The organism is Actinacidiphila sp. bgisy145 (assembly GCF_057708125.1).
In genome coordinates, this window is the sequence record NZ_JBYIRL010000011.1 from 157549 (window position 1) to 180942 (window position 23394).

Sequence of the window (23394 nt, forward strand, 5' to 3'; positions counted from 1 at the left end):
TCCCTGACCGGGTCCCGCCGGTGTTCCGCCGGGCTCAGCTGCGGGCGGTGCTGAACACCCCGACGGCGTTGGCCACCGGGCGCTCCGCGACGCCCGAGGGGTTGTTGCGCACGATGGCGGCCGGGTCGCCGGGGCCGCGGGTGACCAGCGTGGTGGAGCCGCCCCCGTCGAGGTTGACCGCGTCGTCGGCGCCGGCCCGCCGCATCACGTCGGCGACCTCGGCGACGGTCAGGCCGGGGTCGGCGGCCGCGGTGCCGTCGAGGGCGAGCAGGTAGAGCGTGCGGCCGCCGGCACCGAAGCCCGCGGCGGTACGGACCGCGGCGGTCTTGGTGTCGAGCCCGGGCAGCGGGTCGCCGTCGCGCAGCACCGTGAAGCCGCCCACCGCGAAGGTGTAGGGCACATGGGAGGCGGCCGGGGCCAGGTGCTCGGCGACGTCCGCGCGGTCGCCGACGCGCAGCGCGCGCAGGGTGTCGGCGCCGGCGTCCCGCCCGACGAGCACGGTGCTGCCCGGGGCGATCGCGCCCTGCCCGGGGGTGTCCGCCGCGGCGGTCACCCGGCCGTGGCGGACGGTCACCTCGTAGGTGTCGGTGCTGCACGCCGCGGCACGGGAAGTGTCGGAGCCGCAGACGGCGCGCTCGCGGGAGACGGTGCCCCAGCCGGCCGTGTAGGCGCCGATGCCGCCCTCGGGCAGGGCGTACTGGTTGAAGCCGCCGAGCGGGTAACTGCCGTGCGCGGTGCGGACGCTGCCGGCCAGGGTGAGCCGGTCCAGCCGGGCCCTGCGGTCCACCCCGACGCCGAGCACGTCCCGGGTGGTCCCGCCGGGCGGCATCGCCGGGCCGAAGCGCTGCGCGTCGGGCACCGCCGCCTTCAGCGCCCGGCCGCCGGAGATCTCCGGCCCGTCGGACGAACCGGTGGGGGCGACCCCGGCGTGCTCCTCGGTGATGTTGAAGAAGTCGCCGTTGACCGCGGCCACCGCCCGGGCGGAGTCGGCGAGTTGGGAGACCGGCGCGCGCTCGGCCACCGCACCCGGCGTCAGCAGGTCCACCCGCACCCGCGGGTCCGCCAGGTCGACGGTGAGCAGGTAGCCCGTCACGGCGCCCTTCCCGCCGTCCACCGAGAACTGGCCGTACGTCACCCCGCGCGCCACCTGCTCCACCCGGGAGTACGGCAGGCCGCCGCCTTGTGCGGCCGCCGCCGACGCTCCCGCCAGGCTGCCGGCTAGTGCGCCGAGCGCGGCGACCGCCGCGCCGCCGGCCCGCAGCCCGAGCCGCGCCTTCGTGTGTGCCCCTTGTGCCCCTGCGCGACCGCCCACCGTCGTCCCCTCTGCCGCTCCTCGGACCGCAACTCATTTGCTTCGCACAGGACTTCACCACCCCGGCGCGGGCCGCACGGTGAACCACGAGGAACCGGGCGGCGGCGCCGCCGCGAATTCACCCCCGCCGGACACAGGCCGGACCCGCGCCGACCGTGGCCATCCGGCGCCGGCGGACGGCCCACGTACGGCGGTCCGCCGGAATGCACTTGCAACCGCCCGCCCTCACCCGTACGGCCCAGCCGCCCCACCGATCCCTCGGCTTTCCGCCCCCGTCCGCACAGGGCGCGGCCACGCGCGCGTCACCCGGGGGCGCGACCGTGGAGGCCATGGACCGACGAGATGTGCTGAAGCTCTCCGCGAGCGCGGGTGCGGCCGGCGTCCTTACGCTGGCCCCCGTGGACTTCGCCGCCGCCTCGGACTCCGGCGCGGACCCCGGCTCCGGCCGGGGCACCGCGGCCGCCGTCACCCGTACGCTCAGCGGCCATCTGCCGACGGGCACCGCCGACTTCGTGTACCTGCCGCTGAAGGTGCCCGGCGGGACACGGCAGATCGACGTGTCGTACACCTACGACCGGCCGGCCGTGCCGGCCGGCGTCCTCGGCAACGCCTGCGACATCGGCATCTTCGACCAGCGCGGCACCGACGTGGGCGGCCGGGGCTTCCGCGGCTGGTCGGGCGGCGCACGCACGGAGTTCTCGATCAGCGCGGAGCAGGCGACGCCCGGCTACCTGGCCGGCCCGGTCGAGGCGGGCACCTGGCACGTGGTGCTCGGCCCGTACACGGTCGCGCCCCAGGGCCTGGACTACTCGGTGACCGTCACCCTCACCCCGGGCGAGCCCGGCACCACCCCCGCGCCCGACTACCCGCCGGAGCAGGTCCCCGGCCGCGGCCGGGGCTGGTACCGCGGCGACTGCCACCTGCACACCGTGCACTCCGACGGCAAGCGCACCCTGGAGCAACTGGCCGCGCTCGCCCGGGCGGCGAAGCTCGACTTCATCAACTCCAGCGACCACAACACCTCCTCCGCGCACCCGCTGCTGGGCCCGCTGGCCGGCGACGACCTGCTCATCCTGACCGGCGAGGAGATCACCACCCGCAACGGCCACTACCTCGCCATCGGCGTGGACGGCGGCGAGTGGATCGACTGGCGCTACCGGGCGCGCGACGACGCCTTCGACCGCTTCGCCCGGCAGATCCGCCGGGCCGGCGGCATCGTGGTGCCCGCCCACCCGTACGGCACCAGCCTGGCCAGCCAGTGGAAGTTCGGTTACGACAACGTGGACGCCATCGAGGTCTGGAACGGCCCCTGGACCGCCGACGACGAGGCGTCCCTGCTCACCTGGGACAACCTCCTCACCGGCGCCGCCCGCCGCGGCGACGGCCAGTGGGTGCCCGCGATGGGCAACTCCGACGCGCACCGCGACCCCGACGTCGTCGGCCTGCCGCAGACCGTGGTGCTCGCCGACGGCCTCGACCGCCGCTCGCTCCAGGCCGGCATCCGCGCCGGCCACTCCTGGATCGCCGAGAACGCCGACGTCCGGCTCGCCTTCTCCGCATCCGGCCCGCACGGCGAACACGCGGGCATCGGCGAGCGGTTGGCGGTCGCCGACGACGCCGATGTGACCGTCCGCCTCGAGGTCGGCGGGGTGCCCGCCGACTGCGTACTGCGCCTGCTCACCGACGAGGGCCCCACCGTCACCCAGGCCCTGCCCGCCTCCGGGGTCCTGGAGTGGACCACCACCGCGTCCTACTCCTCCTACGTACGTGCCGAGGTGCGCCACCCCGCCGGGTCCGGCGACACCTCCGGGCTCCCCGGACCCGCCGCCGCCCTCACCAACCCGATCTGGCTCGGCCGGGCGTAGGGCCTGCCACCGGCCGGCCCCTTCCTGCTTCCTGCCGCCCGCCTTCCGCGGCGCCGCGCACCCCGCACCCCGCGCGGCGCCGCACCCGTATCCGAACCCGGGCCACGGGCACGCGGGCAGGCACGCGGGCACACGGGCACGCAGGAGCACGGGCACGCGACCGCTACACCGTGACGCGAATGGGCAGCAGGATGCGCCACACGGCGTCCTCCACCCCGTGCACCGCGGCGATCCAGCCGACGTTCTCCTCGTCGGTGCCCAGCCGTACGGCCTGCGCCAACTCGTCCATCACCTCGGCGAGATCGGCGTGCGACATCGCCGACTCCATCCGGCCGCCGACCGCGCCGTCGTCGTGGTAGCGGTAGTAGGCGGGCGCACCGCGCAGCACACCCACCGGCCGCCAGTGCTGCGCCAGCCGCCAGGCGGGCTCGCCGGAGACATGCAGCCCGTCCGCCTCCACCACCTCGACCCGCGTCCGGTCCACCGCGAGCGGTGTCCAGGTGTCGGTGCCGGTGAGCACCATCGCCGGGTCGCAGCGCAGCGCGGCGTGCGCCACCGACTTGGTCGCGCCCGGCGCGGACAGCACGAGCGGCACCGCGGCCATCCCCGCGTACAGGCAGCCGAGGAACGCGCCCGCGAGGTCCGGCCCTTGCGGGTACACGAGCAGGACGCGGCTGCCCGGCTGGAGCGCACGGCCCAGTCGCGCGGCGACGGCCCGGGCCCGGCGGTCCAGCTCGGCGAAGCTGCACCCGGCGGTCCCGGTCAGGGGCGCAAGGTCGCCGTAGGGCAGTGCGGGGATGCCCTGCGGCTGCTGCTCCGCCCGCTGCCGCAGCAGCGGACCGGGCAGGCGCCCGTTCTCGCCCGGGGTGCCGCGGAAACCACCGCCGCGCCCGCGCCGGGGCCGGCTGTGCTTCCCGCCACCGCGGGTCACCGTGTCCGTCCCGGAGGGTGCGGGCGGTACGGGTCCCGTCCCCGGGAGCGTGGATGTCCTGTGCAGCGACGGCCAGGAGAGCACCGCACCGAACACAGATGATCTTTCCCCGCGCAAACCGGCCGAAACCGAGGAATCCGCCGAATCGTTTTTTCCGGACACCCGCACGTCCTCGTCACCCATCCGCTCGCAGGACACACACAGGTGTGAACCCGTCCCACACAACACAACCTCCGCGCACGCACAGACAGAACCTCGAATTCGGCCCAACATTCGGCCCAAGGCCGGATCGGCGCCATGCACGGGGTGACCTCGGCCGCCCGACACGGCAAACTGGCACGGACGGGGCCGAACTCTCGGCTCCGCATGTCATGCAGAGAACTGTTCCGTCCAGCGATGAACGATAGATATACGCGCGGAGCGCCAGGCCCGGGGACGCGCCCGGCCGGTGCGCATGGGCGATCCAGGGGGCAGACGATGGAGAGCAGCACGGAACCGGGCGGCCTGCGCTACGCGGTTCTCGGCCCGGTGCGTGCCTGGCGCGGCGACGAGCCGATCGCCACCGGGGCACCACAGCAGCGGGCCGTGCTCGCCGCACTGCTGCTGCGCGGCGGCCGTACCGCCTCCGCACCGGAGCTGCTGGACGCCCTGTGGGGGGAGAACCCGCCCAACACCGCGCTCGCGGCGCTGCGTTCGTACGCTTTCCGGCTGCGCAAGGCGCTCGGCCCCGAGTCGCTGGTCACCGATTCGGGTGGATACGCGCTGCGGGTCGGACCGGACGACCTGGACTACGCCGTCGTCGAACGCCTGGCCGCCGGCGCGGAGAAGATCCGGGCGACCGACCCGGAGAAGGCCCGCAGCCTGCTGAAGTCCGCGCTGGAACTGTGGCACGGCGAGCCGTTGGCGGGCCTGCCCGGACCGTACGCGGAGACGCAGCGCTCCCGGCTGATCGAGTGGCTGGTGGGCCTGTCGGAGACCAGTCTCGAACTCGACCTGGAACTGGGCGCGCACGCCGACGCCGTCTCCGAACTCACCGCGCTGTCCGCCCAGCACCCGCTGCGCGAGCGGCTGCGCATCCTGCTGATGCTCGCGCTGTACCGCAGCGGCCGGCAGGCCGAGGCGCTCGGCGTCTACGCCGACACCCGCCGCCTGCTCGCCGAGGAACTCGGCATCGACCCCTCCGCCGAGCTCAGCGACCTGCACCAGCGCATCCTGGAGGCCGACCCGGACCTGGCCGCGCCGGCCACCGAGGTCGCCGCGCCGCCCGAGGTCGCCCGGCCCGCGCAACTCCCAGCGAGCGTCCCCGACTTCACCGGCCGCCGCGCCGCCGTCGCGGAGTTGGGCAGCCAGCTGACACTCGCCACCGAACAGGGGCGGGACGGCGGGGTGATGGCGGTCTCCGCCGTGGCCGGGATCGGCGGCGTCGGCAAGACCACGCTCGCCGTGCACGTCGCGCACGCCGTCCGCGACGCTTTCCCCGACGGGCAGTTGTACGTCGACCTGCAAGGCACCGAGCCGCGCCCGGCCGAACCCGAGGCCGTACTCGGCGCGTTCCTGCGGGCGTTGGGCGTGCCCAACCCCGCCATCCCCGACTCGCTCGCCGAGCGCGCCGCGCTCTACCGCTCCACCCTCGACGGCCGCCGCGTCCTCACCTTGCTCGACAACGCCTACGACGCCGCCCAGATCCGGCAGTTGCTCCCGGGTACGCCGGGCTGCGCGGCCCTGGTCACCAGCCGGATGCGGATGGTCGACCTGGAGGGCGCGCACCTGGTCGACCTCGACGTGATGTCGCCGGAGGAGGCGCTGCGGCTCTTCGGCCGGATCGTCGGCGAGGAGCGGATGTCCGGCGAACGGCAGGCGGCGCTCGCGGTGGTGGGCGCCTGCGGCTTCCTGCCGCTGGCGATCCGGATCGCCGCCGCCCGGCTGGCCGCGCGCCGGACCTGGACGGTGTCCGTACTGGCCCGCAAACTCGCCGACCAGCGGCGCCGGCTGGACGAGCTGCGGGCGGGCGACCTCGCCGTCAAGGCCACCTTCGCCCTCGGCTACGGGCACCTGTCACCCGAACAGGCCCGCGCCTTCCGGCTGTTGTCGCTGCCCGAGGGCCCGGACATCTCGCTGGACGCGGCGGCCGCCGTCCTGGACCTCGACCCGTACACGGCCGAGCAGCTGCTGGAGACGCTGGTCGACATAAGCCTCATCGAGTCGGCCGCGCCCGCGCGTTACCGCTTCCACGACCTGCTGCGGCTGTACGCCCGCGAGTGCGCCGAGCGCGACGAGACCGAGCAGGCACGCTGCTCGGCGCTGTCCCGGCTGCTGGACTTCTACCTCGCCTCGGCCGAGGCGGTCTACGCGCTGGAGAACCCCGGCGACCGGGTGCTGGACCACCTCGCCGGCACCTCGCGCCCGGGCCTGTCCTTCGACTCCCGCGACGCCGGGCTGGAGTGGCTGTTCGCCGAGGCGCAAGTGCTGCTCGCGGCGGTCGAGCAGTCGGCCGGCGAGGGCTGCGGCGGCCTGATGCGCAAGGCCGCCGACCTGCTGTGGGCGGCCCAGGACCTGATGGAGTCGGGGATCTACGCGCGCCAATACGAGCAGGCCGCGCACGCCGTCGTGGCTACCGCGAACACCTGCGGGGACGCGCTGGTCGAGGGCCGGGCCCGGGTGCTCGTCGCCCAACTGCTGCGGATGACGGCCCGGTTCACCGCCGCGGACGAGGAGGCGCGGCGCGCGATGGTGGTGGGGCTCGCCGCCGAGGACCCCGTCACCTGCTGCTACGCGCCGAACCTGCGGGGCATCATCGCGCACCAGGCGCAGCGCTTCGACGACTGCACGGAGTACCACGAAGCCGCCCTGGAGGCGTTCCGCGCGGACGGCAACCGGCACGGCGAGGCGTCGGCCCTGAGCAACCTCTCCCGGGCCCAGTTGAGCCTCGGCGACCCCGACGCGGCGGTCAGCACGAGCCGGCAGGCGCTGGCCATCTACCGCGACCTGAACGTCGGATTCCGCCTCGGCAACGGCCTGTACGCGGTCGCCGTCGCCCTGACCGCGGCCGACCGCGCCGACGACGCGGTGGCGCGGCTCAACGAGGCGCTGGAGATCTTCCGCGACGCACGGCAGCAGTTCTGGGAGGGCATGACGCTGTACCGGCTGGCCGAGGCGCACCGCGCGGCCGGGCGCAGCCTCCAGTCGGCCGCCGCGGCCGAACAGGCCCTGGTCATCCAGCGCGAGGTGGGCGGCGAGTGGCGCACCGCCAACGTCCTGACCGTCCTCGGCCGCGCGCTCGCCGACATGGGCCAGCTCGTCCGGGCGCACGCGTGCTGGCACGACGCGCTGGGTATGTACGCGGCGCTCGGCTCCCCGGAGGCCGACGAGGTACGGCAGTTGCTCGGTGAGGACTCCGCGCCGTCGGTGATCCGGATGGCGGGCTGACCGCTGCGGGAGCGGCGGGGCTGTCCCGGCCGGCGGCGACCGTCCGGACGACCGGGGCCGAAGTGGCGCCAGGGGCGGGCCGGAACCGGTGGGCACATCCCTCTGAACGGCAACTCGTCGATACCGTTTATCGGTTGATTATCGGCGCCTGCCACGATTCGATTCACCGCACGAGCCGCCCGCCCGGTGATGCACGGGGGTCGTCGCCGGGTGGGCTTCACCACAGCAGTCCCCAAGTGCAGGAGAACGACCATGACTACCGACAACCAGCAGACCGAGTCGACTGATCCTGTACCGCCGACCGCGCCGACCGCCGCCGCGGTCGACCCGGACAACTGGCACACGGAGGGCACGACCGAGGACGCGGTGGACGGTCTGCTGGCGGACGAGTCCACGCCCAAGAAGCCCGCTCTCGTCAAGCCGAACAACTGGCACACCGAGTCCGAGCCCGCGAACTGATCCGCGCGAGGCGCTCCGCCCGGTACGGAAACGGGGTGCCGGGGCTGGCCGCCCGACGCGGACATGGTCCCGTAAGCCTGGGGATGGGGGTCTCCAGGCCTGCGAGAGAAAAAAGGGGGAACCGCCCGGAAGGGGGGCAGCACGAGCCGGCTCAGGGGGCCGGCTCACTGCCCGGGCGGCAGGTCGGCCGCAGCGCGGAGGGGGCGCTGCGGCCGACCTGCGTGTGCCCGCCTGCGTGTGCCCGCCTGCGGGCGCCGGGCCGCGTGTCCGACCTGCGGGTTCCGATCTGCGTGTACCGCCCCCCGCCCCCGCCCGCGCCTGTGCCGTCCCGCCACCCGCTCGCCTGGCACGGCTGCCGCGCCCGGCGTACCGTCGGCCACGTGGGGGCCGAGTGAGCGACACGAGGCGGTGGCACCCCGATGGTCCGCAACATCCTGGGGTCACTGCTCGCGCTCGCAGGAGCGGCGGCCGCCGTCTGGTGCCCCTTCCGAGCCTGGTACGACGGCCGTCACGGGTCCGGCATCCGGGTCGACGACCTCTTCACGGGGGTCGGCGTCACCGATCGTGACGCGGCCCTGCTCGGCTCCCTCTTCCTGCCCATGGGCTTCGCCGCGCTGCTGACGCTGCTGGGTGTGCTCTCCCAGTCGTGGGCGGCCGTGGGGCTGGCGGGGTGCCTGGTGCTGGGTGTCACGGTGCTGTGGATGGTGCGGCAGGCGCAGTTCGCGGGCGGGCCGGCCGCCGGGGGTGGCGGGCTGGGCTCGGGTGCGGGCATCGCGGTCGGCAGCGGGCTGCTGCTGTTCGCCGGCGCTTTCTTGTTCTCGGGGCTGCGCCGCGCCCGCTACGGCAGCCCCGATCAGGAACTCCCGCCGGACGCGGTGGCGTCCGGCGAGCCGCTGTCCCGGGACGAGGTGCCCGAGCCGTGAGCGGGCTGCTGCGCGGGCTCGGCACGGTCAGGCGGTAACCGGTCAGGCCGTCAGGCGGTCAGGCGGTCAGGCCGGAAGCCTCAGGCCCGGCGGGAGCTCGAACCGGTGCCCTTCGCCGCGTCCAGGGCGTACACGCAGCGGTCCTTGGAGCAGGCGTAGACCACGCCGTCGGCGGTGACCGGCGAGCCGGTGATCTCGCCGCCGGTCTCCAGCCGCCAGCGCAACTGGCCGCCTTGCGCGTCCACCGTGTACAGGCAGTGGTCCTTCGATCCGAAGTGCACCCGGCCGTCGGCGACCGCGGGCGACCCGGTGATCTCGTTCTGCGCGGCGAACCGCCAGCGCGGCGCCCCGCTCACCGCGTCCAGCGTGTACAGGGCGCTGCCCGCGCCGAGGTGGACCCCGCCGGCGGCGACCACCACCGGCTCCAGGGACTGCCGCGGCTCGGTGGCGACCCGCCAGCGGTCCCGGCCGTCCGCCGGGTCCAGCGCGTACACCGTGCCGAGGTGGTCGGCGACGTAGATCCCGCCGCCGGTCGGGCCCGGGCCGGGTACGTGCGCGGGCGGTGCGAACATCACCGCGGGCGCCTCGAAGTGCCAGCGCTCCGCGCCGTTACGCGCGTCGAGGGCCAGTACGCGGGTGCCGGCGGTCAGGTGGACGACGCCGTCGGCGACCACCGGCCGGGTGACCACGGAACCGGCAGCACCGGGCTCGCCCACCGGATACGACCACAGCTCGGCGCCGCTGAGCGTGTCCACCGCGTGCAGCAGGCCGCCGCCCTGGTAGTAGACCACCCGGTCGGCGATGGCCGGCCCGGCATCGGGGGACTCGAACTCCGTCTGCGCCCCGGCCCGTTCCCACCGCAGGGTGCCGCGCTCGGCGTCCCACGCCTGCACCACGCCGCCGCGGATGCCGGTCACGACGGTGCCCGCGTCGGCCTGCGCGGCGTACACCCAGCCGTCGATCGGGGTACGCCACCGCTCGCCGCCGTCGGTCGCGCCGAGCGCGAAGAGGCTGGGCCCGTCCGAGGCGTGGATGCGGCCGCCGGCCACCGCCATCGTCCAGGCCACGTCCCGGGTCTTGAACTGCCGCCGCCCGCTGGCCACGTCGAGGGCGTGCACCTCGAAGGACGTGACGTACAGCAGGCCGCCGGCCACGACGGGGGTGCCCCACACGTCGTTCGACATCCGGAACCGCCACGGCCGCCACTCCCCCGGCGGGCCGGCCGGCCGCGGCATGCCGGCCACGGACGCGGGCGGGGCCTCCGCCTGGTGGTGGGTGCCGCCGCGGGGGCGCACCCACTCGGTGCCGGGCACCGGTCCGGCCGTGGCCTTGAGGTCGGCCGCCCGCGCCAGCCGCAGCCCGGGCCCGATCGGCGCGGACCCGGCGAGCTGGACGGACGCGGCCGCGTGCTGCGGAGCGGGGCTGCGGGGCGGCTGCTGCGGGCGGGGCGGCGACGTGGGCGGCGGCGGCAGCAGCCCGGACTGCTGCTGCCCGGGGCCCTGCGGGGCCGCCGGCGGTACGGGCGGCCGGCCGCCGGGGGCCCTCGGCGGCACGGGCACCTGCGGGCCGGAGACCTGTGCGCCGGGCTGGCGGGCGGGGCGGCCGCCGTTCTGCACCGGCCCGATCCGGCTGCGGTGCCGGTCCTCGATCAGGGCGACCGCGCCGGGCGGCAGCCAGGCGGAGGCGGTGCCGGTGTCGTCGCCGCCGGAGGAGAACAGGTGCGGGGCGAGCTGCGCCTGGAGGTCGGCGGGGGTGGGGCGCTCCTCGGCCTTCATCCGCATGCAGGACTCGATCAGCGGGCGCAGCTCCTCGGGCAGCCCGGTCACATCGGGGCCTTCGCGCAGCAGCATGAAGACGGTCTCGACCGGGTTGGCCCCGTGGAAGGGCGCGTGCCCGGTCGCGGCGAAGACCAGGGTGGAGCCGAGCGAGAAGATGTCGCTGGCGCCACGCACGCTGCGGGAGTCGCGGGCCTGCTCGGGCGACATGTAGGCGGGGGTGCCGACGGCGACGTTGGTCATCGTCAGCCGGGTGTTGGACACCCCGGAGGCGATGCCGAAGTCGATCACCCGGGGCCCGTCCTCGACGACCAGGACGTTCGACGGCTTCATGTCCCGGTGCACCAGGCCCGCGGCGTGGATCGACTGGAGCGCCTCGGCGATCCCGGCGGCGAGCCAGCGCACGCCCTGGGCGGGCAGCGGGCCGGACTGGTTGACGATCTCTTCCAGCGAGGGCGCGGGGACGTACGCGGTGGCGAGCCAGGGCACGGCGGCCCGCGGGTCGGCGTCGACGACGGCGGCGGTGTAGAACCCGGACACCGCGCGGGCCGCCTCGACCTCACGCGTGAAGCGCACCCGGAAGAGCTGGTCCTCGGCGAGCTCCGCGCGCACGGTCTTGATCGCCACGCGCCGACCGGAGGCCGAGCGGGCGAGATAGACCAGCCCCATGCCGCCGGCGCCGAGCCGTCCCAGCACCTCGAAAGGGCCGATCCGTCTCGGGTCATGCTGCGTAAGCTGCTCCACCACTTGCCCTGCCACCTCCCCGTGCCCGCGGTGTCCGCGGGCCGTTCCCCGTGCTTCCCGGCCTCGTCCGGCCGGTCGCTGGCTCCCGTGCCAGGGTACGGACCCGATTCTTCCTGGGATGGGCGCCGGTTGCGAACCCGCGGCCTTCACGACACGCCCGGTAAGCGAAGTCGTTATCATCCGCTCCCGCGCACACGGCGGCCATCCGCCGCGCCGGGCCGGCTCCGGCAGGCGGGCACGCGGGGGCTGCGGCGGGGTGCTAGCGGCCGGGTATGGCGTCCGACCGCCGCTCCGGGTCGATCACGGCGAACCGCGCTCCCTGGTCGTCGGCGACGATCGCGGTGCGGCCGTAGGGCGAGTCCGTGGGCTCGACCAGCACATGGCCGCCCAGCCGGCGCACCGTGGCCGCCGCGTCGTCGCAGTCGCCGACCGCGAAGTAGACCTGGTAACCGACCGGGGCGTCCTCGGCGGGGCCGCCCAGTCCCAGCCGGCCGAGCGAGGGGTTCTCGGCGCCGGGCACGGACCACACCTTGTAGTCGAAGTGGGCGCCGTCACCGACCTGCTGGGACTCGAATCCGAACACTTCCTCGTAGAAGGAGTCGACGGGACCGGTGTCCCGCGTGTGGTTCTCCGACCAGGCGTAGGCCCCCGGCTTGCCGACCAGGCCGAAGCCCTCGTGTCCGCCGGGCTGCCAGAGTCCGACGAAGGAGCCGCCCGGGTCGACGACGCCGGCCATCACTCCGGCGTCCGGCACCGGGTCCGGCCCGAAGGCGACCTGGCCACCGGCCGCCCTGACTTTCTCGGTGGCAGCGGCGGCGTCGGCGACGGCGAGGAAGACGCCCCAGGCGGGGGGCACCGACGGCTCCCTCCGCTCCATCAGGGCGGCGACCTTCACGCCGTCCCGCAGGGCCATCGTGTAGTGGCCGAACTCCTCGCCCTGGTCCTGGAAGGTCCAGCCGAGCAGTTCGCCGTAGAAGGACCGGCCCGCGGCGAGGTCGGGCAGTGAAGCGTCGGCCCAGCAGGGGGCGCCTTCTCCGAATGCCGACATGATCAGTTCCTCTCCTCTCCGCGCGATGGCCCGCGGCGTGTCCGCGACATGCTGTCGGCGCCACCGTCATCAGTGATCTTCCCCACTACGCGCGCTTCAATTCGAACATATGGTCAATTATTCGAGCGCCCGACTCCGGGGGTTCAAAACACCCATTTGCCACAATACCGCCGCGCTTCGCTGAGGCTCCCGGGGCGCGAGAAAGCGCCGTTGAACTGGAGGTTCGCCAAGCGGAACGAGTGCGTCCCCGTTTGCACGCCGCCAAATCGCGCGCCGATCACGGGTCGGTAAACTGACGGCATGACAGGACAAGTTCGCACCGTCGACGGCCGTGTTGCGGGCCGCCGCGGGCAGGCCACGCGGCAGAAGCTGCTGGACTGCCTCGGCGAGATGCTCAGCACGTCGCCGTACCGGGATGTCAAGGTGATTGACGTCGCCCGGATGGCGGGCACCTCCCCCGCAACGTTCTATCAGTACTTCCCCGACGTCGAAGGCGCCGTCCTCGAACTCGCAGACGAAATGGCCAAGGAGGGGGCGAGCCTGACCGAACTGGTCGCGGGCCGCTCCTGGGTCGGCAAGTCCGGCGCGCAGGCCGCGGACGAACTCGTCGACGGCTTCCTGTCCTTCTGGCGGAGGAACGACGCCATCCTGCGGGTGATCGACCTCGGTGCCGCCGAAGGCGACAAGCGCTTCAACCGGATTCGCACCCGCATCCTCAACTCCGTGACGGGCTCGCTCACCGAGTCCATCAAGGAACTGCAGAGCAAGGGCAGGGTCGACAAGCAGGTCAGCGCACCGGCCGTCGCCGGCTCGCTCGTGGCCATGCTCGCCGCCGTCGCCGCCCACCAGAAAGGTTTCACCGGGTCCGGCGTCAAGCAGGCCGACCTGAAGCCGAACCTGGCGCTGCTGGTGCACCTCGGTGTCACCGGGAAGAAACCGCCGAAGTAGCCGCGGCTCAACGCCGGCCGCTGCCACGGGCGTTCGGCCCGCACGCGCCAGTCCTGCCGCAACACCACGCCCCGACGCGGGCGCCACGAGGTCTCGGGGGAGGCCGCCGGCGCCCGCGTCGTCGCGTTCCGCGCACCGTACGCGCGCGGCAGCGGCCGGACGAAGCCCAGGCGGCGCCCGGGACCGGGGCCCCGGTGCGGGCCAAGTGGCAGGTGCCATAGGGAAGGTGGGCAAGGGGGCAGGGGGGCAGGTGGGCTGGGGGCAACGCCCCATGCCGCTCGACCGGCATCGGGGGTTACGCTCGCACCCGCCCGCAGGAACGCACCTGCCGGCTGTCACCGCCTTGCTCCCGACAGACGTACCCAGGCTCCAGGAGTGCCCCCATGGCCGACCCCACGACCGCCACCGACCGGGTCCCCCCACCCACCGCCGCACCCGACGCGATCGTCATCGGCGCCGGACCCGGCGGACTGGCCGCGGCCGCGGCCATGCGTCAGCAGGGGCTGCGGCCGCTCGTGGTGGAGCGCGCGGAACAGGTGGGGGCGTCCTGGCGCGGCCACTACGACCGGCTGCACCTGCACACCACACGGCGGCTGTCCGCTCTGCCGGGGCTGCCCATCCCGCGCCGCTACGGCCGCTGGGTGAGCCGCGACGACGTGGTGCGCTACCTCGAGTCCTACGCGGAACACCACGAACTCGAGATCGCGACCGGCATCGAAGTCGGCCGCGTGGTGCGCAAGAACGGGGGCTGGGAACTGCCCGCGACCGGGGGCCGCGTCCTGTCCTCGGCGGTGGTCGTGGTGGCGACGGGCCACAACCACAGTCCGTACATACCCGACTGGCCGGGACGGAACACCTTCCCCGGTGATCTTCTGCACGCCTCCCGCTATCGCAACGCCGCCCCCTACACCAGGCGGGACGTGCTCGTGGTCGGCGTGGGCAACACCGGCGCGGAGATCGCCGTCGACCTGGCGGAGGGCGGGGCCGGGCGGGTGCGGCTGGCGGTGCGGACGGTGCCGCACATCCTGCGCCGCTCCACGTTCGGCTGGCCCGCGCAGGCCAGCGGCATCGTCTGCCGGCGGCTGCCGACGCGGCTGGTGGACCGCCTCGCGCCGTACGTCGCGAAGGCCGGCGTCCCCGACCTGTCGGCGTACGGTCTGCCCCGGCCCGTGACCGGGCTGTACTCGCGGGTGCGCGAGGGCTCCATCCCGGTGCAGGACGTCGGCCTGATCGCGGCGGTCCGATCGCGCCGGGTCGAACCCGTCGCGGCCGTCGCCGAGTTCGACGGCGGCACGGTGAAGCTCGCCGACGGCTCCGGGATCGAGCCGGAGGCCGTGATCGCCGCGACCGGCTACCGGCGGGGCCTCGAACCGCTCGTGGGCCACCTCGGCGTGCTCGACGGCCGCGGCCGTCCGGTGGTGCACGGGGCCAGGACGCCCGCGAACGCGCCCGGGCTGTACTTCACCGGGTTCACCAATCCGATCAGCGGGATGTTCCGGGAGATGGCGATCGACGCCCGCCGTATCGCGCGCGCGGCCGCACGCGCGCGGTAAGGGGGGTGTGCGCGGCCCGCGCCGGGCAGGCCCCGCGCACGGCGTTCGGCCAAGCGGGTGAACTCGGCACGAATCGGAACTAGAACTGAAATTCGGGGCGTTCAGACAGTAACCGCCACCACGGGCGCGGCGACCGGCCGGTGGCGGACGACCAGGGACATCAGCGCGGCCACCGCGCACAACGCACCGGAGGTGTACCAGACGACGTCGTAGGAGCCGAGCGCGTCACGCGCCACCCCGCCGAGGTAGGCGACCAGGGCCGCACCGATCTGGTGCGCCGCGAGCACCCAGCCGAAGACGATCGCGCTGTTCTCGCCGTAGTGCTCACGGCACAGCGCGACCGTCGGCGGCACCGTCGCCACCCAGTCCAGGCCGTAGAAGACGATGAACAGCACCATCGAGGGATGGATGGTGTCCGAGAACAGCATGGGGAGGAACATCAGCGACAGTCCGCGAAGTCCGTAGTAGATCGCGAGCAGCCGCCTCGGCGACAGACGGTCGGTGAGCCATCCGGAGGCCACCGTGCCCGCGATGTCGAACATCCCGATGACGGCGAGCAGGGACGCCGCGGTCGTCACGGGCAGCCCGTGGTCGTGCGCGGCGGGCACGAAGTCGGTCTTCACCAGGCCGTTGGTCGACGCACCGCAGATCGCGAAGCTGCCGGCCAGCAGCCAGAAGGTACCGCCGCGTGCCGCGTGGAGAAGGGCCCGCAGCGCACGCCCGGCCGCCCCGGTGACCGGTGCGGGTTTGGGGACGAACTCCGCCGCGCCGTACGGAGCCACGCCCGCGTCGGCGGGGTGGTCGCGCAGCAGCAGCCAGACGAAGGGCACGACGGCGAGCGCCGCGAGGCAGACCGTCGCGGCGGCGGGACGCCAGCCGTGGTGCTCGGTGATCCACGACAGGAGAGGGAGGAAGACCAGTTGGCCGGCCGCGCCGCCGGCCGTGAGGATGCCGGTGACCAGACCGCGGCGGGCGACGAACCAGCGGTTGGCGACAGTCGCGGCGAACGCGAGCGCCATCGAACCGCTGCCCAGGCCCACCAGGACGCCCCAGCACAGCACCAGTTGCCATGCCTGGGTCATCGAGATGGTGAGTCCGGCACCGAGCGCGATCGTCAGCAGCGCGCAGGCGACGACGCGCCGGATGCCGAAGCGGTCCATCAGCGCGGCGGCGAACGGCGCCGTCAGCCCGTACAGCGCGAGGTTGACGGAGACCGCGAGGCCGATCGTGGCGCGCGACCAGCCGAACTCGCTGTGCAGCGGGTCGATCAGGAGTCCGGGAAGGGAGGCGAACGCGGCGGAGCCGACGATGGTCACGAAGGTGACGGCGGCGACGGTCCAGGCACGGTGCGGGCGGGCGCGGCGGCGCGGTCCGGCGCCGCCACCGGGCGGGGCGGGTGCCGTGGTCGCTGCCACGGTCGCGGAAGTGCGGGATGTCTGCGTCACGTTGCTCAGTGTCGGAGGCGCGTTCCCCGGCGACGAGTGGCCCGAGGGCCATGGTGTGAAAGGATCGGGCCATGGCGATATCTCCGGCGCCGGGGCGGGCGCGGGTCTTCGGGGACAGCGGGCGGCACCGGGTGGCGGTGTTCGTGCTCGACGGCGTGATCCCGTTCGAACTCGGCATCCCGCTGCGGATCTTCGGGGCCGCGAGGCGTCCGGAGCAGGACCCGGGCCACGCGGGGCTGTACGAGGTGGTGACGTGCAGCGTGCGTCCGGGCGCGGTGCGGACGGACGCGGACTTCGCGATCACCGTCGAGCACGGCGTTGAGGCGCTGGCCGAGGCGGACACGGTGGTGGTGCCCGCGTCGCACGAGTGGGGCGAGGTCTACGAGGAGGGCCGGCTCGGCGACGAGCTGGTGGCGGCGTTCGACGCGATCCGGCCGGGCGCGCGGGTGGTGTCGATCTGCACGGGATCGTTCCTGCTGGCGGCGGCGGGGCTGCTGGACGGGCGGCCGGCGACCACGCACTGGAGCAGCGCGGCCCACTTCCAACGGCTCTTCCCCCGGGTGCGGGTGGACCCGGACGTGCTGTACGTGGACGACGGCGACGTGCTCACGTCGGCGGGGGTGGCGGCCGGGATCGACCTGTGCCTGCACATCGTGCGGCGGGACTTCGGCAGCGCGGTGGCGAACGGGGTGGCCCGGCGGACCGTGGTGCCGCCGCACCGGGAGGGCGGTCAGGCGCAGTACGTGCGGCGGCCGCTGCCCGAGCCGCAGTTGGCGGGCACCGAGCGGGCCAGGGTGTGGGCGCTGGAGCGGCTGGCGGAGCCGGTGACGTTGCGGCAGCTCGCGGAGCGGGAGGCGATGAGCGTGCGGACGTTCACGCGGCGGTTCCGGGAGGAGGTGGGGATGAGCCCGGGGCAGTGGCTGACGCAGCAGCGGATCGAGATGGCGCGGCAGTTGCTGGAGTCGACCGACCTCGGGATGGACCAGGTGGCGCGGCAGGCGGGGTTCGGCACCGGGGCGTCGCTGCGACAGCACATCCACAGTGCGCTGGGGGTGTCCCCGACGGCGTACCGGCGCACGTTCCAGGCGGCGTCGCGCGGCTGAAGGGCGGTCTGCGGCCGGGCGGTTGGTGTGGAGGAGCGGGGTGGGGCGGGGCGGGGCGAGCCAGGTCAGGTGAGGAGCGCGCCGGCGGTGGAGCGGTCGACCTCGCACCAGATCTGCTTGCCCGCGCCTTCGGGGTGCCAGCCCCAGCGGTCGGCGAGGCCGTCGACGAGTTCGAGGCCGCGGCCGCCGGTCTCGTCACGGTCGGCGTGGCGCGGGGCGGGCGGAAGGACGCTGGCGTCGGCGACCTCGACCCGTACCGGGGCGGCGGGCGCGGTCGGGAAGAGCATGCGCAGCACCGCCGGGCAGCCGGTGTGGACCACGGCGTTGGTGACGAGTTCGGAGATGAGCAGGAGCAGTGTCTCGGCGACCGGTTCGTCGGCTCCTATCCCGGAGCCCACCAGTCGCGACCGCGCCCAGCGCCGGGCGCGCCCGACCTCCGCCGGGTCGACCCCGACCTCCAGTTGCATCTGAAGCATCTGCACTGCTCACACCATCCGAACCGGCTGACCCGACGCCTCGCGCCTGCCTGCCGTCACCGTATGTGACACAGGCGTCACCAAGCTTGGCCGGATGACCGGTTGACCGACAAGCGCTTCGGGCATATTCACCCGCGGGAGGGCCGACGTACCGCATACTGCGCCCCGACCCCGGCCGGGAGACGCGCAGCCAGGCACGTCACCGCTCCGGATGGTCGGAGCGGCCTCCTGCGGAAGCCTGGAACGTACGCGCACCCGATGGAGGTTACCCGAGGACCACCCGGACTCCACCGCCTGACAAGTCACGCATCGGACACAACCCGCCGCGGACGCTCCGTGATCACCGCCCCAGCCTCGCCCATGCACTACTCATAAGCGACAAATGCCTCGTAAGCGACTTCGCTGAAGAGGGTGAAGCGCACCTCGGTGACGGAGGTGGGTGTCGCGCGCACGGTCTGTACGGCGATGCGGGCGCCGTCGTCGATCGGCCAGCCGTAGACCCCGGTGGAGATGGCGGGGAAGGCGATGGTGGCGGCGCCGAGTTCGTCGGCCACGCGCAGCGACTCCCGGTAGCAGGAGGCGAGGAGTCCGGAGCGGTCCTCGTCCGGCTGCCAGACCGGCCCGACGGTGTGGATGACCCAGCGCGCGGGCAGCCGGCCGGCGGTGGTCGCGACGGCCTGGCCGGTGGGCAGGCCGCGGCCGTAGCGCGACGCCCGCAGGTCGCGGCAGGCGGCCAGGATCTCGGAGCCGCCCTTGCGGTGGATGGCGCCGTCCACACCTCCGCCGCCGAGCAGGGAGGAGTTCGCGGCGTTGACCACCGCGTCGACCGGCGCCTCGGTGATGTCGCCGCGTACGAAGGTGAGTCGGGTCATGGGCCCATCCTCGGGCACCCCGCGCCGCGGATGCACCGGTTTTCCCGCCGCTCCGGCGCCCGGGCCCGGTTCAGGTTCCGGCCCGGTTCCGGTTCAGGGCCGGTTCCGGTTCAGGCGGACAGCGGCCGGGCGGTGTCGTCGGTCGCCGCGTCCAGGTCCGGGTAGACCTCGAACAGCCGCCGTACGCCGAGCGCGGCCAGCACCCGGTTGACGTGCGCCTCCCCACCGTGGCCGGCGGCGGCCTCGGCCCCGCCCGCCGGTCCGGGCTGGGCACCCTCCTGCGGCAGCACGATCCGCAGCCGGCCCGCGCACGACCGCATGAGCCGGCGGGCGCCGATCAGCACGCCCACCCCGCTGGAGTCGCAGAAGCGTACGCCGGCGAGGTTCAGCACCAGACTGCGCCGGCCGTCGGCGACCGCCTCGTGCACCTTCTGCCGGACCGCGGGCGACGAGGTCAGGTCCATCTCCCCCGCGACCGTGACCACCGCCCAGCCGTCCCGCTCGGCCTGGGTCACCAGCACCGGTACCCACCTCGCCTCGCCGTCGACTCGGATTCTCCCGTCCTACGACCCTATGCCCGCTCCCGGTCGTGACCCCGCAATCTTCTGGTCACACCCGGATAACGGACGGACAGGAGCGGTCACATCCGGTGTCAGGTTGGTGCAAAGCCGCGTACACCCTCCCGGGTGCCGGGTAACGTCGGACCGGCAGGTGCCCGCGCCCCGCCGTGGATACGGCGCACGACGGCGCGGAGCCGGGCCGGGCCGAGCACGGCCCGGGCAGGCCGGGCACGACCGAGCAGGACCGGACAGAGCGAGACAGGGCAGAGCAGGCAGCGTACGGGCCGGACGGAGCAAGGGGGCCAGAGCATGGCGACACCCGCACCGCCGCGCTGGGACCGCAAGATGCAGCAGCGGCTGGCGCGGGGCGAGGAGGCGGCGCTCGGTGAGCTGTACGACCGCTACGCCTCCCTCGTCCACGGACTCGCGCACCGGGTGACCGACGACGACCGGGCCGCGGACCAGATCACCCGCGAGGTGTTCGGGTACGTCTGGGAGAACCCGGACGCCTACGAACCGCGGTACGGGTCGCTGCGGTCCTGGATCGCGGCGCTCACCCAGCGCCACGCGGTGCACCGCCTGCGGCAGTACGAGCACGGCGGCAGCGCCAACCCCGACGTGGTGGAAGCGCGCGTGCGTGAGGCGAACACCGCGGCCCGCGCCGACTTCATCGTGACGTCGATGCCCGCCCCGCTGCGTACGGCGCTCGAACTCGCCTACCGGGAGCGGCTGGACTACCGCGCCGCGGCGGCCGACCTCGGGGTGAGCGAGGACGAGGCGCGCCGGCGGCTGCGGCTCGGCCTCCAACTGCTGTCCACCGCGATGGAGCCCGAGAACCCGCCCGAGCCGCCGTTCGACGCGGACGGCGCGCGGGGCGATCGGTGAGCGGGCCGATGTACCGCGACGGCGACGGGCCGCCCGACGACGACGCCCGCGACGGCAACGGCTCGGGCGGCGATGAGCGCCTCCCCCGCGTCCCTGCCCAGCGCGACCAGCAGGACCCCCGACGCGGCCTGTCCTACGGGCGGCAGCCGGCCGACTCCACCGCCGAGGCCGCCGCCGGGGGCTCCGCCGAGGCCGAGGCCGTGCTCCCCTCCTGCGGTTCGGCGCTGCCGGCCGAATCCCCGGAGGTCTCCGAGCCGCCCGACGCGCCGGCCGCGCCGGCCGAACTCCCTCTCCCACGTGTCAGCCCCGGAACGGCCTCGTCCATGACCAGCGTCCGCATGCCGCAGCCGTACGACCACGGCACCCTCAAGTCACTGCTCGGCGCCTGGGCCCTGGCCGCCTGCTCGCGCGACGAGACCCTCGCGGTCGAGGTGCACCTGACGGACTGCGCGGCCTGCGCCGAGGAGGCGCTGCGGCTGCGGAACGCGGTCGGGCTGCTGCACCAGGACGAGTCGCTGGACCTCGACCCGCTGCTGCGGGCCCGGGTGCTCGAAGGGTGCCTGGGGCGGCGCCCGGCGCGTATCCCGGTGCCGGAGTGGGCCGGGCCCTATGACGCGGAGACCGCCCGGCTGGACGCCTTGCTGCGCGACCTGGGCGACGGCTACTGGACCGAGCCGGTGCGGTTGCAGTGGTTCGACGGCGCCCCGGTGACCCGGCAGTTCACCGTCGGGCAGGTCATCGCGCACCTGATCGCCGTGGACGGGCTGGTCGGCCGCGCCCTCGGGCTGCCGCAGCAGGGCGTCGACACCGCCGCCGAGGACGCCACCGAGCGGTACGGCCTGGACCGCCCGCGCCCGGTGCGCCTGGACGGCGCCGCCGAGGAGGTCGAGCTGCCCCGCTCGCCCGTCGAGCGCACCGACGCGCACTGGGCCGCCCACCGGCACCTGCCGGGTGCGACACTGCGCCTGCTCTGGCGCGAGCAGAGCCACCGCCTGGTGCGCACGGTCGCCTTCGCCGGCGAAGGGGTCGCCGGTCTGCCGGTGGACTACGGCGACTTCGAGCTGCCCTTCCAGGACGCCTTCGTCGACCGCGCCTTCGCGTGCTGGACGCACGCCGCGGACATCGCCGAGGCGGTCGACTACCCGTACGGCCCGCCCGCCGGCAGCCATCTGCGGCGGATCATCCGGCTGACCGCGGACAAGCTGTCGGATGTGCTCGCCGCGCGGCGCAGAGCCGGGCTGGCCACCTCGCCGTCCCGGCTGGTCGCCGCGGGCTCACCCGGGCGTTCGCTGAAGCTGGAGATCGAGGGCGAGGGCGGCGGTGAATGGCTGCTGGCGCTCGACTCGCCCGGCGCGGTCCCCTCGGCCGACCACCAGGTGGCGCACGTGGTCATGGACAACCAGGAGTTCTGCCGGCTCGCCACGGGGCATGTGGTGCCCGAGGATGTGGCGGCGGGCTCAGCCGGTGACCGCGCGGCCGTCCGGGACGTGCTGTACGCGACGGCCTCGCTGTCCCGGATGTAGGGGCGGCCCGAAGTCCTCAGGTCCTCAGGTCCTCAGGAGGACATGATCTCAGCTCCTCGTGTCCTCCTGGCCGCTCCCGCTACGCGAACACCACGGTCCGGCGGCCGTTGAGCAGCACCCGGTGCTCGCTGTGCCACTTCACCGCGCGGGCCAGCGCCTGGCACTCCACGTCCCGGCCGATTGCGACCAGCTGCTCCGGCGTGACCTCGTGGCCGACCCGCTCGACCTCCTGCTCGATGATCGGACCCTCGTCGAGGTCGGCGGTCACGTAGTGCGCGGTCGCGCCGATCAGCTTCACCCCGCGGTCGTGGGCCTGGTGGTAGGGCTTGGCGCCCTTGAAGCTCGGCAGGAAGGAGTGGTGGATGTTGATGATCCGCCCGGACAGCCGCCGGCACAGGTCGTCGGAGAGGACCTGCATGTAGCGGGCGAGGACGACCAGTTCGACGCCCTCCGCCGCCACGATCTCCAGCAGCCGCGCCTCGGCCTCGGCCTTGGTGTCCTTAGTGACGGGGATGTGGTGGAAGGGGACGCCGTAGGACTCGGCGAGGGCGCGGAAGTCGGTGTGGTTGGAGACCACCGCGGCGACCTCGACCGGGACCGCGTCGGTACTGGCGCGGAAGAGGAGGTCGTTGAGGCAGTGCCCGAACCTGCTCACCATGAGCACGATCCGCATCCGCTCCGCGGAGGGGTCGATGTGCCAGTCCATGTGGTAGGCGTCACCCACCGCCGCGAAGCTCGCCCGCAGCTTGTCGGCGGTCACCTCGGGCTCGGCGGAGAAGTGCACGCGCATGAAGAACAGCCCGGTGCCCTGGTCGCCGAACTGCTGGCTGTCGACGATGTTGCAACCGGTCATGAAGAGGTAGCTGGAGACCGCGTGCACGATGCCCTGCTTGTCGGGGCACGACAGCGTGAGGACGTACTGCGGCGGCTGCGACTGCTGTTCGTTCACGCCGCCAGCCTGGCACAGCGCGGCGCCCGGCGGAGCCGTTGTCCGGCACACGGACCTGATCACGCCGACCACCCGAGGCCGATCCCCGGAGGAAGATCCCGGGCGGCCGATCCCCGGGGGACGATCCCGCGAGGGGCCGTCACGCCGTCCGGTTGTAGATCGCCAGGATCTCCAGCGTCCGCGGCGGGGCGTCCGGGTCCTCGCCGTCCGACGACGCCATCCGCACGTGCGCCTCGCGGGCGGCGGTGACCGCCTCCGGCCACGCCGGGTGGTCGAGGTAGGCGACCGCGGGGGCGTCGGCGCCCACCTGGTGCAGGATCTTCAGCACCCGCAGCACCGCGACGTCCACGAGCGCGGCCTCCTGCGCGTCGCGGAAGATGGTGCCCACGTACTTCTCGGCGGACCAGTTGTCCAGCCAGGTGTCCTCGACCAGGCGGTAGACGGCGTCGGTGACATCGCCGTATCCCTCGCGTCCGGTCCGCCACACCTCCATCTGGAAGACGGGGTCGCTGATCATGTGCAGCGCCGAGCGCACATTGCTGCGCCAGCGCCACCACGGCATGTCGTTGAGGGGCATGCCACCCATCGTGGAGGAGT

General features: G+C 74.1%; 19 protein-coding genes. 9 read left to right on the forward strand and 10 right to left on the reverse strand.

From position 1 onward, the window contains the following. Window positions 1–34 precede the first annotated feature (34 nt). Window positions 35–1261 carry a phosphodiester glycosidase family protein gene (locus AC3ERT_RS12765; RefSeq protein ID WP_435174076.1) on the reverse strand — a complete coding sequence of 409 codons (1227 nt, stop codon included), beginning with the start codon at window positions 1259–1261 and terminating at the stop codon, window positions 35–37. 380 nt (window positions 1262–1641) lie between these two features. On the opposite strand from AC3ERT_RS12765, the gene AC3ERT_RS12770 reads away from it, so the two are divergent. Continuing rightward, on the forward strand, window positions 1642–3177 hold the full coding sequence (locus AC3ERT_RS12770) for a CehA/McbA family metallohydrolase (protein ID WP_435131298.1): 1536 nt from the start codon (window positions 1642–1644) through the stop codon (window positions 3175–3177). Window positions 3178–3340: 163 nt separating this feature from the next. Here AC3ERT_RS12770 and AC3ERT_RS12775 read toward each other — a convergent pair whose 3' ends face one another. Beyond that, the gene (locus tag AC3ERT_RS12775; protein WP_335970867.1) at window positions 3341–4108 is read right to left on the reverse strand and encodes an AMP-binding protein; all 768 of its coding nucleotides are present in this window, start codon (window positions 4106–4108) and stop codon (window positions 3341–3343) included. Window positions 4109–4585: 477 nt separating this feature from the next. On the opposite strand from AC3ERT_RS12775, the gene afsR reads away from it, so the two are divergent. The 3 genes from afsR to AC3ERT_RS12790 all read left to right on the forward strand — a co-directional run bounded on the left by afsR (window position 4586) and on the right by AC3ERT_RS12790 (window position 8916). Next, a complete protein-coding gene (afsR, locus tag AC3ERT_RS12780) occupies window positions 4586–7534 on the forward strand; it encodes an SARP-family global regulator AfsR (protein WP_335970865.1) in 2949 nt (982 codons plus the stop codon). A 252-nt stretch (window positions 7535–7786) separates the two neighbouring features. Beyond that, complete coding sequence (locus AC3ERT_RS12785; protein WP_335970863.1) at window positions 7787–7993, forward strand: hypothetical protein; 207 nt, start codon at window positions 7787–7789, stop codon at window positions 7991–7993. A gap of 419 nt (window positions 7994–8412) precedes the next feature. Continuing rightward, entirely contained in the window at window positions 8413–8916 is a 504-nt protein-coding gene (locus tag AC3ERT_RS12790) for a hypothetical protein (RefSeq protein ID WP_435131299.1), read from the forward strand. An 80-nt stretch (window positions 8917–8996) separates the two neighbouring features. On the opposite strand, the gene afsK is transcribed toward AC3ERT_RS12790, so the two are convergent. Beyond that, complete coding sequence (afsK, locus tag AC3ERT_RS12795) at window positions 8997–11438, reverse strand: protein serine/threonine kinase AfsK (protein WP_435174052.1); 2442 nt, start codon at window positions 11436–11438, stop codon at window positions 8997–8999. A gap of 256 nt (window positions 11439–11694) precedes the next feature. Next, complete coding sequence (locus AC3ERT_RS12800) at window positions 11695–12483, reverse strand: VOC family protein (RefSeq protein WP_435131303.1); 789 nt, start codon at window positions 12481–12483, stop codon at window positions 11695–11697. Window positions 12484–12783: 300 nt separating this feature from the next. Between AC3ERT_RS12800 and AC3ERT_RS12805 the strand changes: the two genes are divergently transcribed. Both AC3ERT_RS12805 and AC3ERT_RS12810 read left to right on the forward strand, forming a co-directional pair. Beyond that, complete coding sequence (locus AC3ERT_RS12805) at window positions 12784–13431, forward strand: TetR/AcrR family transcriptional regulator (protein WP_335970856.1); 648 nt, start codon at window positions 12784–12786, stop codon at window positions 13429–13431. Between the two features lie 383 nt (window positions 13432–13814). After that, window positions 13815–14984, forward strand: coding sequence for a flavin-containing monooxygenase (locus AC3ERT_RS12810; RefSeq protein WP_435131305.1), 1170 nt, complete (start codon window positions 13815–13817; stop codon window positions 14982–14984). A 101-nt stretch (window positions 14985–15085) separates the two neighbouring features. Here AC3ERT_RS12810 and AC3ERT_RS12815 read toward each other — a convergent pair whose 3' ends face one another. Then, window positions 15086–16429 (reverse strand): MFS transporter, encoded by a 1344-nt coding sequence (locus AC3ERT_RS12815; protein WP_435131306.1) that lies wholly within the window; start codon window positions 16427–16429, stop codon window positions 15086–15088. A 71-nt stretch (window positions 16430–16500) separates the two neighbouring features. On the opposite strand from AC3ERT_RS12815, the gene AC3ERT_RS12820 reads away from it, so the two are divergent. Then, window positions 16501–17532 (forward strand): GlxA family transcriptional regulator, encoded by a 1032-nt coding sequence (locus tag AC3ERT_RS12820; protein WP_435131307.1) that lies wholly within the window; start codon window positions 16501–16503, stop codon window positions 17530–17532. Window positions 17533–17597: 65 nt separating this feature from the next. On the opposite strand, the gene AC3ERT_RS12825 is transcribed toward AC3ERT_RS12820, so the two are convergent. From AC3ERT_RS12825 to AC3ERT_RS12835, 3 genes are all read right to left on the reverse strand, one after another. Continuing rightward, the gene (locus AC3ERT_RS12825) at window positions 17598–18014 is read right to left on the reverse strand and encodes an ATP-binding protein (RefSeq protein ID WP_335970851.1); all 417 of its coding nucleotides are present in this window, start codon (window positions 18012–18014) and stop codon (window positions 17598–17600) included. A 359-nt stretch (window positions 18015–18373) separates the two neighbouring features. After that, window positions 18374–18880 (reverse strand): O-acetyl-ADP-ribose deacetylase, encoded by a 507-nt coding sequence (locus tag AC3ERT_RS12830; RefSeq protein ID WP_435131309.1) that lies wholly within the window; start codon window positions 18878–18880, stop codon window positions 18374–18376. 110 nt (window positions 18881–18990) lie between these two features. Next, a complete protein-coding gene (locus AC3ERT_RS12835; RefSeq protein WP_435131352.1) occupies window positions 18991–19395 on the reverse strand; it encodes an STAS domain-containing protein in 405 nt (134 codons plus the stop codon). Window positions 19396–19749: 354 nt separating this feature from the next. Here AC3ERT_RS12835 and AC3ERT_RS12840 point away from each other — a divergent pair, with 354 nt between their 5' ends. Together AC3ERT_RS12840 and AC3ERT_RS12845 are read left to right on the forward strand one after the other, a co-directional pair. Then, window positions 19750–20325, forward strand: coding sequence for a sigma-70 family RNA polymerase sigma factor (locus AC3ERT_RS12840; RefSeq protein WP_335970848.1), 576 nt, complete (start codon window positions 19750–19752; stop codon window positions 20323–20325). Window positions 20326–20333: 8 nt separating this feature from the next. Next, window positions 20334–21848 carry a hypothetical protein gene (locus AC3ERT_RS12845; protein WP_435174077.1) on the forward strand — a complete coding sequence of 505 codons (1515 nt, stop codon included), beginning with the start codon at window positions 20334–20336 and terminating at the stop codon, window positions 21846–21848. Between the two features lie 79 nt (window positions 21849–21927). On the opposite strand, the gene purU is transcribed toward AC3ERT_RS12845, so the two are convergent. Continuing rightward, window positions 21928–22797 carry a formyltetrahydrofolate deformylase gene (purU, locus tag AC3ERT_RS12850; RefSeq protein ID WP_335970845.1) on the reverse strand — a complete coding sequence of 290 codons (870 nt, stop codon included), beginning with the start codon at window positions 22795–22797 and terminating at the stop codon, window positions 21928–21930. Between the two features lie 139 nt (window positions 22798–22936). Further along, window positions 22937–23383, reverse strand: a complete 447-nt coding sequence (locus tag AC3ERT_RS12855) for an SCO4402 family protein (RefSeq protein ID WP_335970844.1) — start codon at window positions 23381–23383, stop codon at window positions 22937–22939. Window positions 23384–23394: the final 11 nt, after the last annotated feature.

Excerpts from the sequence above, each read along its gene's own strand:
- AC3ERT_RS12770 (WP_435131298.1), top strand. The coding sequence starts at position 1,642 with ATGGACCGACGAGATGTGCTGAAGCTCTCCGCGAGCGCGGGTGCGGCC.
- afsR (WP_335970865.1), top strand. The coding sequence starts at position 4,586 with ATGGAGAGCAGCACGGAACCGGGCGGCCTGCGCTACGCGGTTCTCGGC.
- AC3ERT_RS12785 (WP_335970863.1), top strand. The coding sequence starts at position 7,787 with ATGACTACCGACAACCAGCAGACCGAGTCGACTGATCCTGTACCGCCG.
- AC3ERT_RS12790 (WP_435131299.1), top strand. The coding sequence starts at position 8,413 with ATGGTCCGCAACATCCTGGGGTCACTGCTCGCGCTCGCAGGAGCGGCG.
- AC3ERT_RS12800 (WP_435131303.1), bottom strand. The coding sequence starts at position 12,483 with ATGTCGGCATTCGGAGAAGGCGCCCCCTGCTGGGCCGACGCTTCACTG.
- AC3ERT_RS12805 (WP_335970856.1), top strand. The coding sequence starts at position 12,784 with ATGACAGGACAAGTTCGCACCGTCGACGGCCGTGTTGCGGGCCGCCGC.
- AC3ERT_RS12810 (WP_435131305.1), top strand. The coding sequence starts at position 13,815 with ATGGCCGACCCCACGACCGCCACCGACCGGGTCCCCCCACCCACCGCC.
- AC3ERT_RS12820 (WP_435131307.1), top strand. The coding sequence starts at position 16,501 with ATGGCGATATCTCCGGCGCCGGGGCGGGCGCGGGTCTTCGGGGACAGC.
- AC3ERT_RS12830 (WP_435131309.1), bottom strand. The coding sequence starts at position 18,880 with ATGACCCGACTCACCTTCGTACGCGGCGACATCACCGAGGCGCCGGTC.
- AC3ERT_RS12840 (WP_335970848.1), top strand. The coding sequence starts at position 19,750 with ATGGCGACACCCGCACCGCCGCGCTGGGACCGCAAGATGCAGCAGCGG.
- AC3ERT_RS12845 (WP_435174077.1), top strand. The coding sequence starts at position 20,334 with ATGTACCGCGACGGCGACGGGCCGCCCGACGACGACGCCCGCGACGGC.
- AC3ERT_RS12855 (WP_335970844.1), bottom strand. The coding sequence starts at position 23,383 with ATGGGTGGCATGCCCCTCAACGACATGCCGTGGTGGCGCTGGCGCAGC.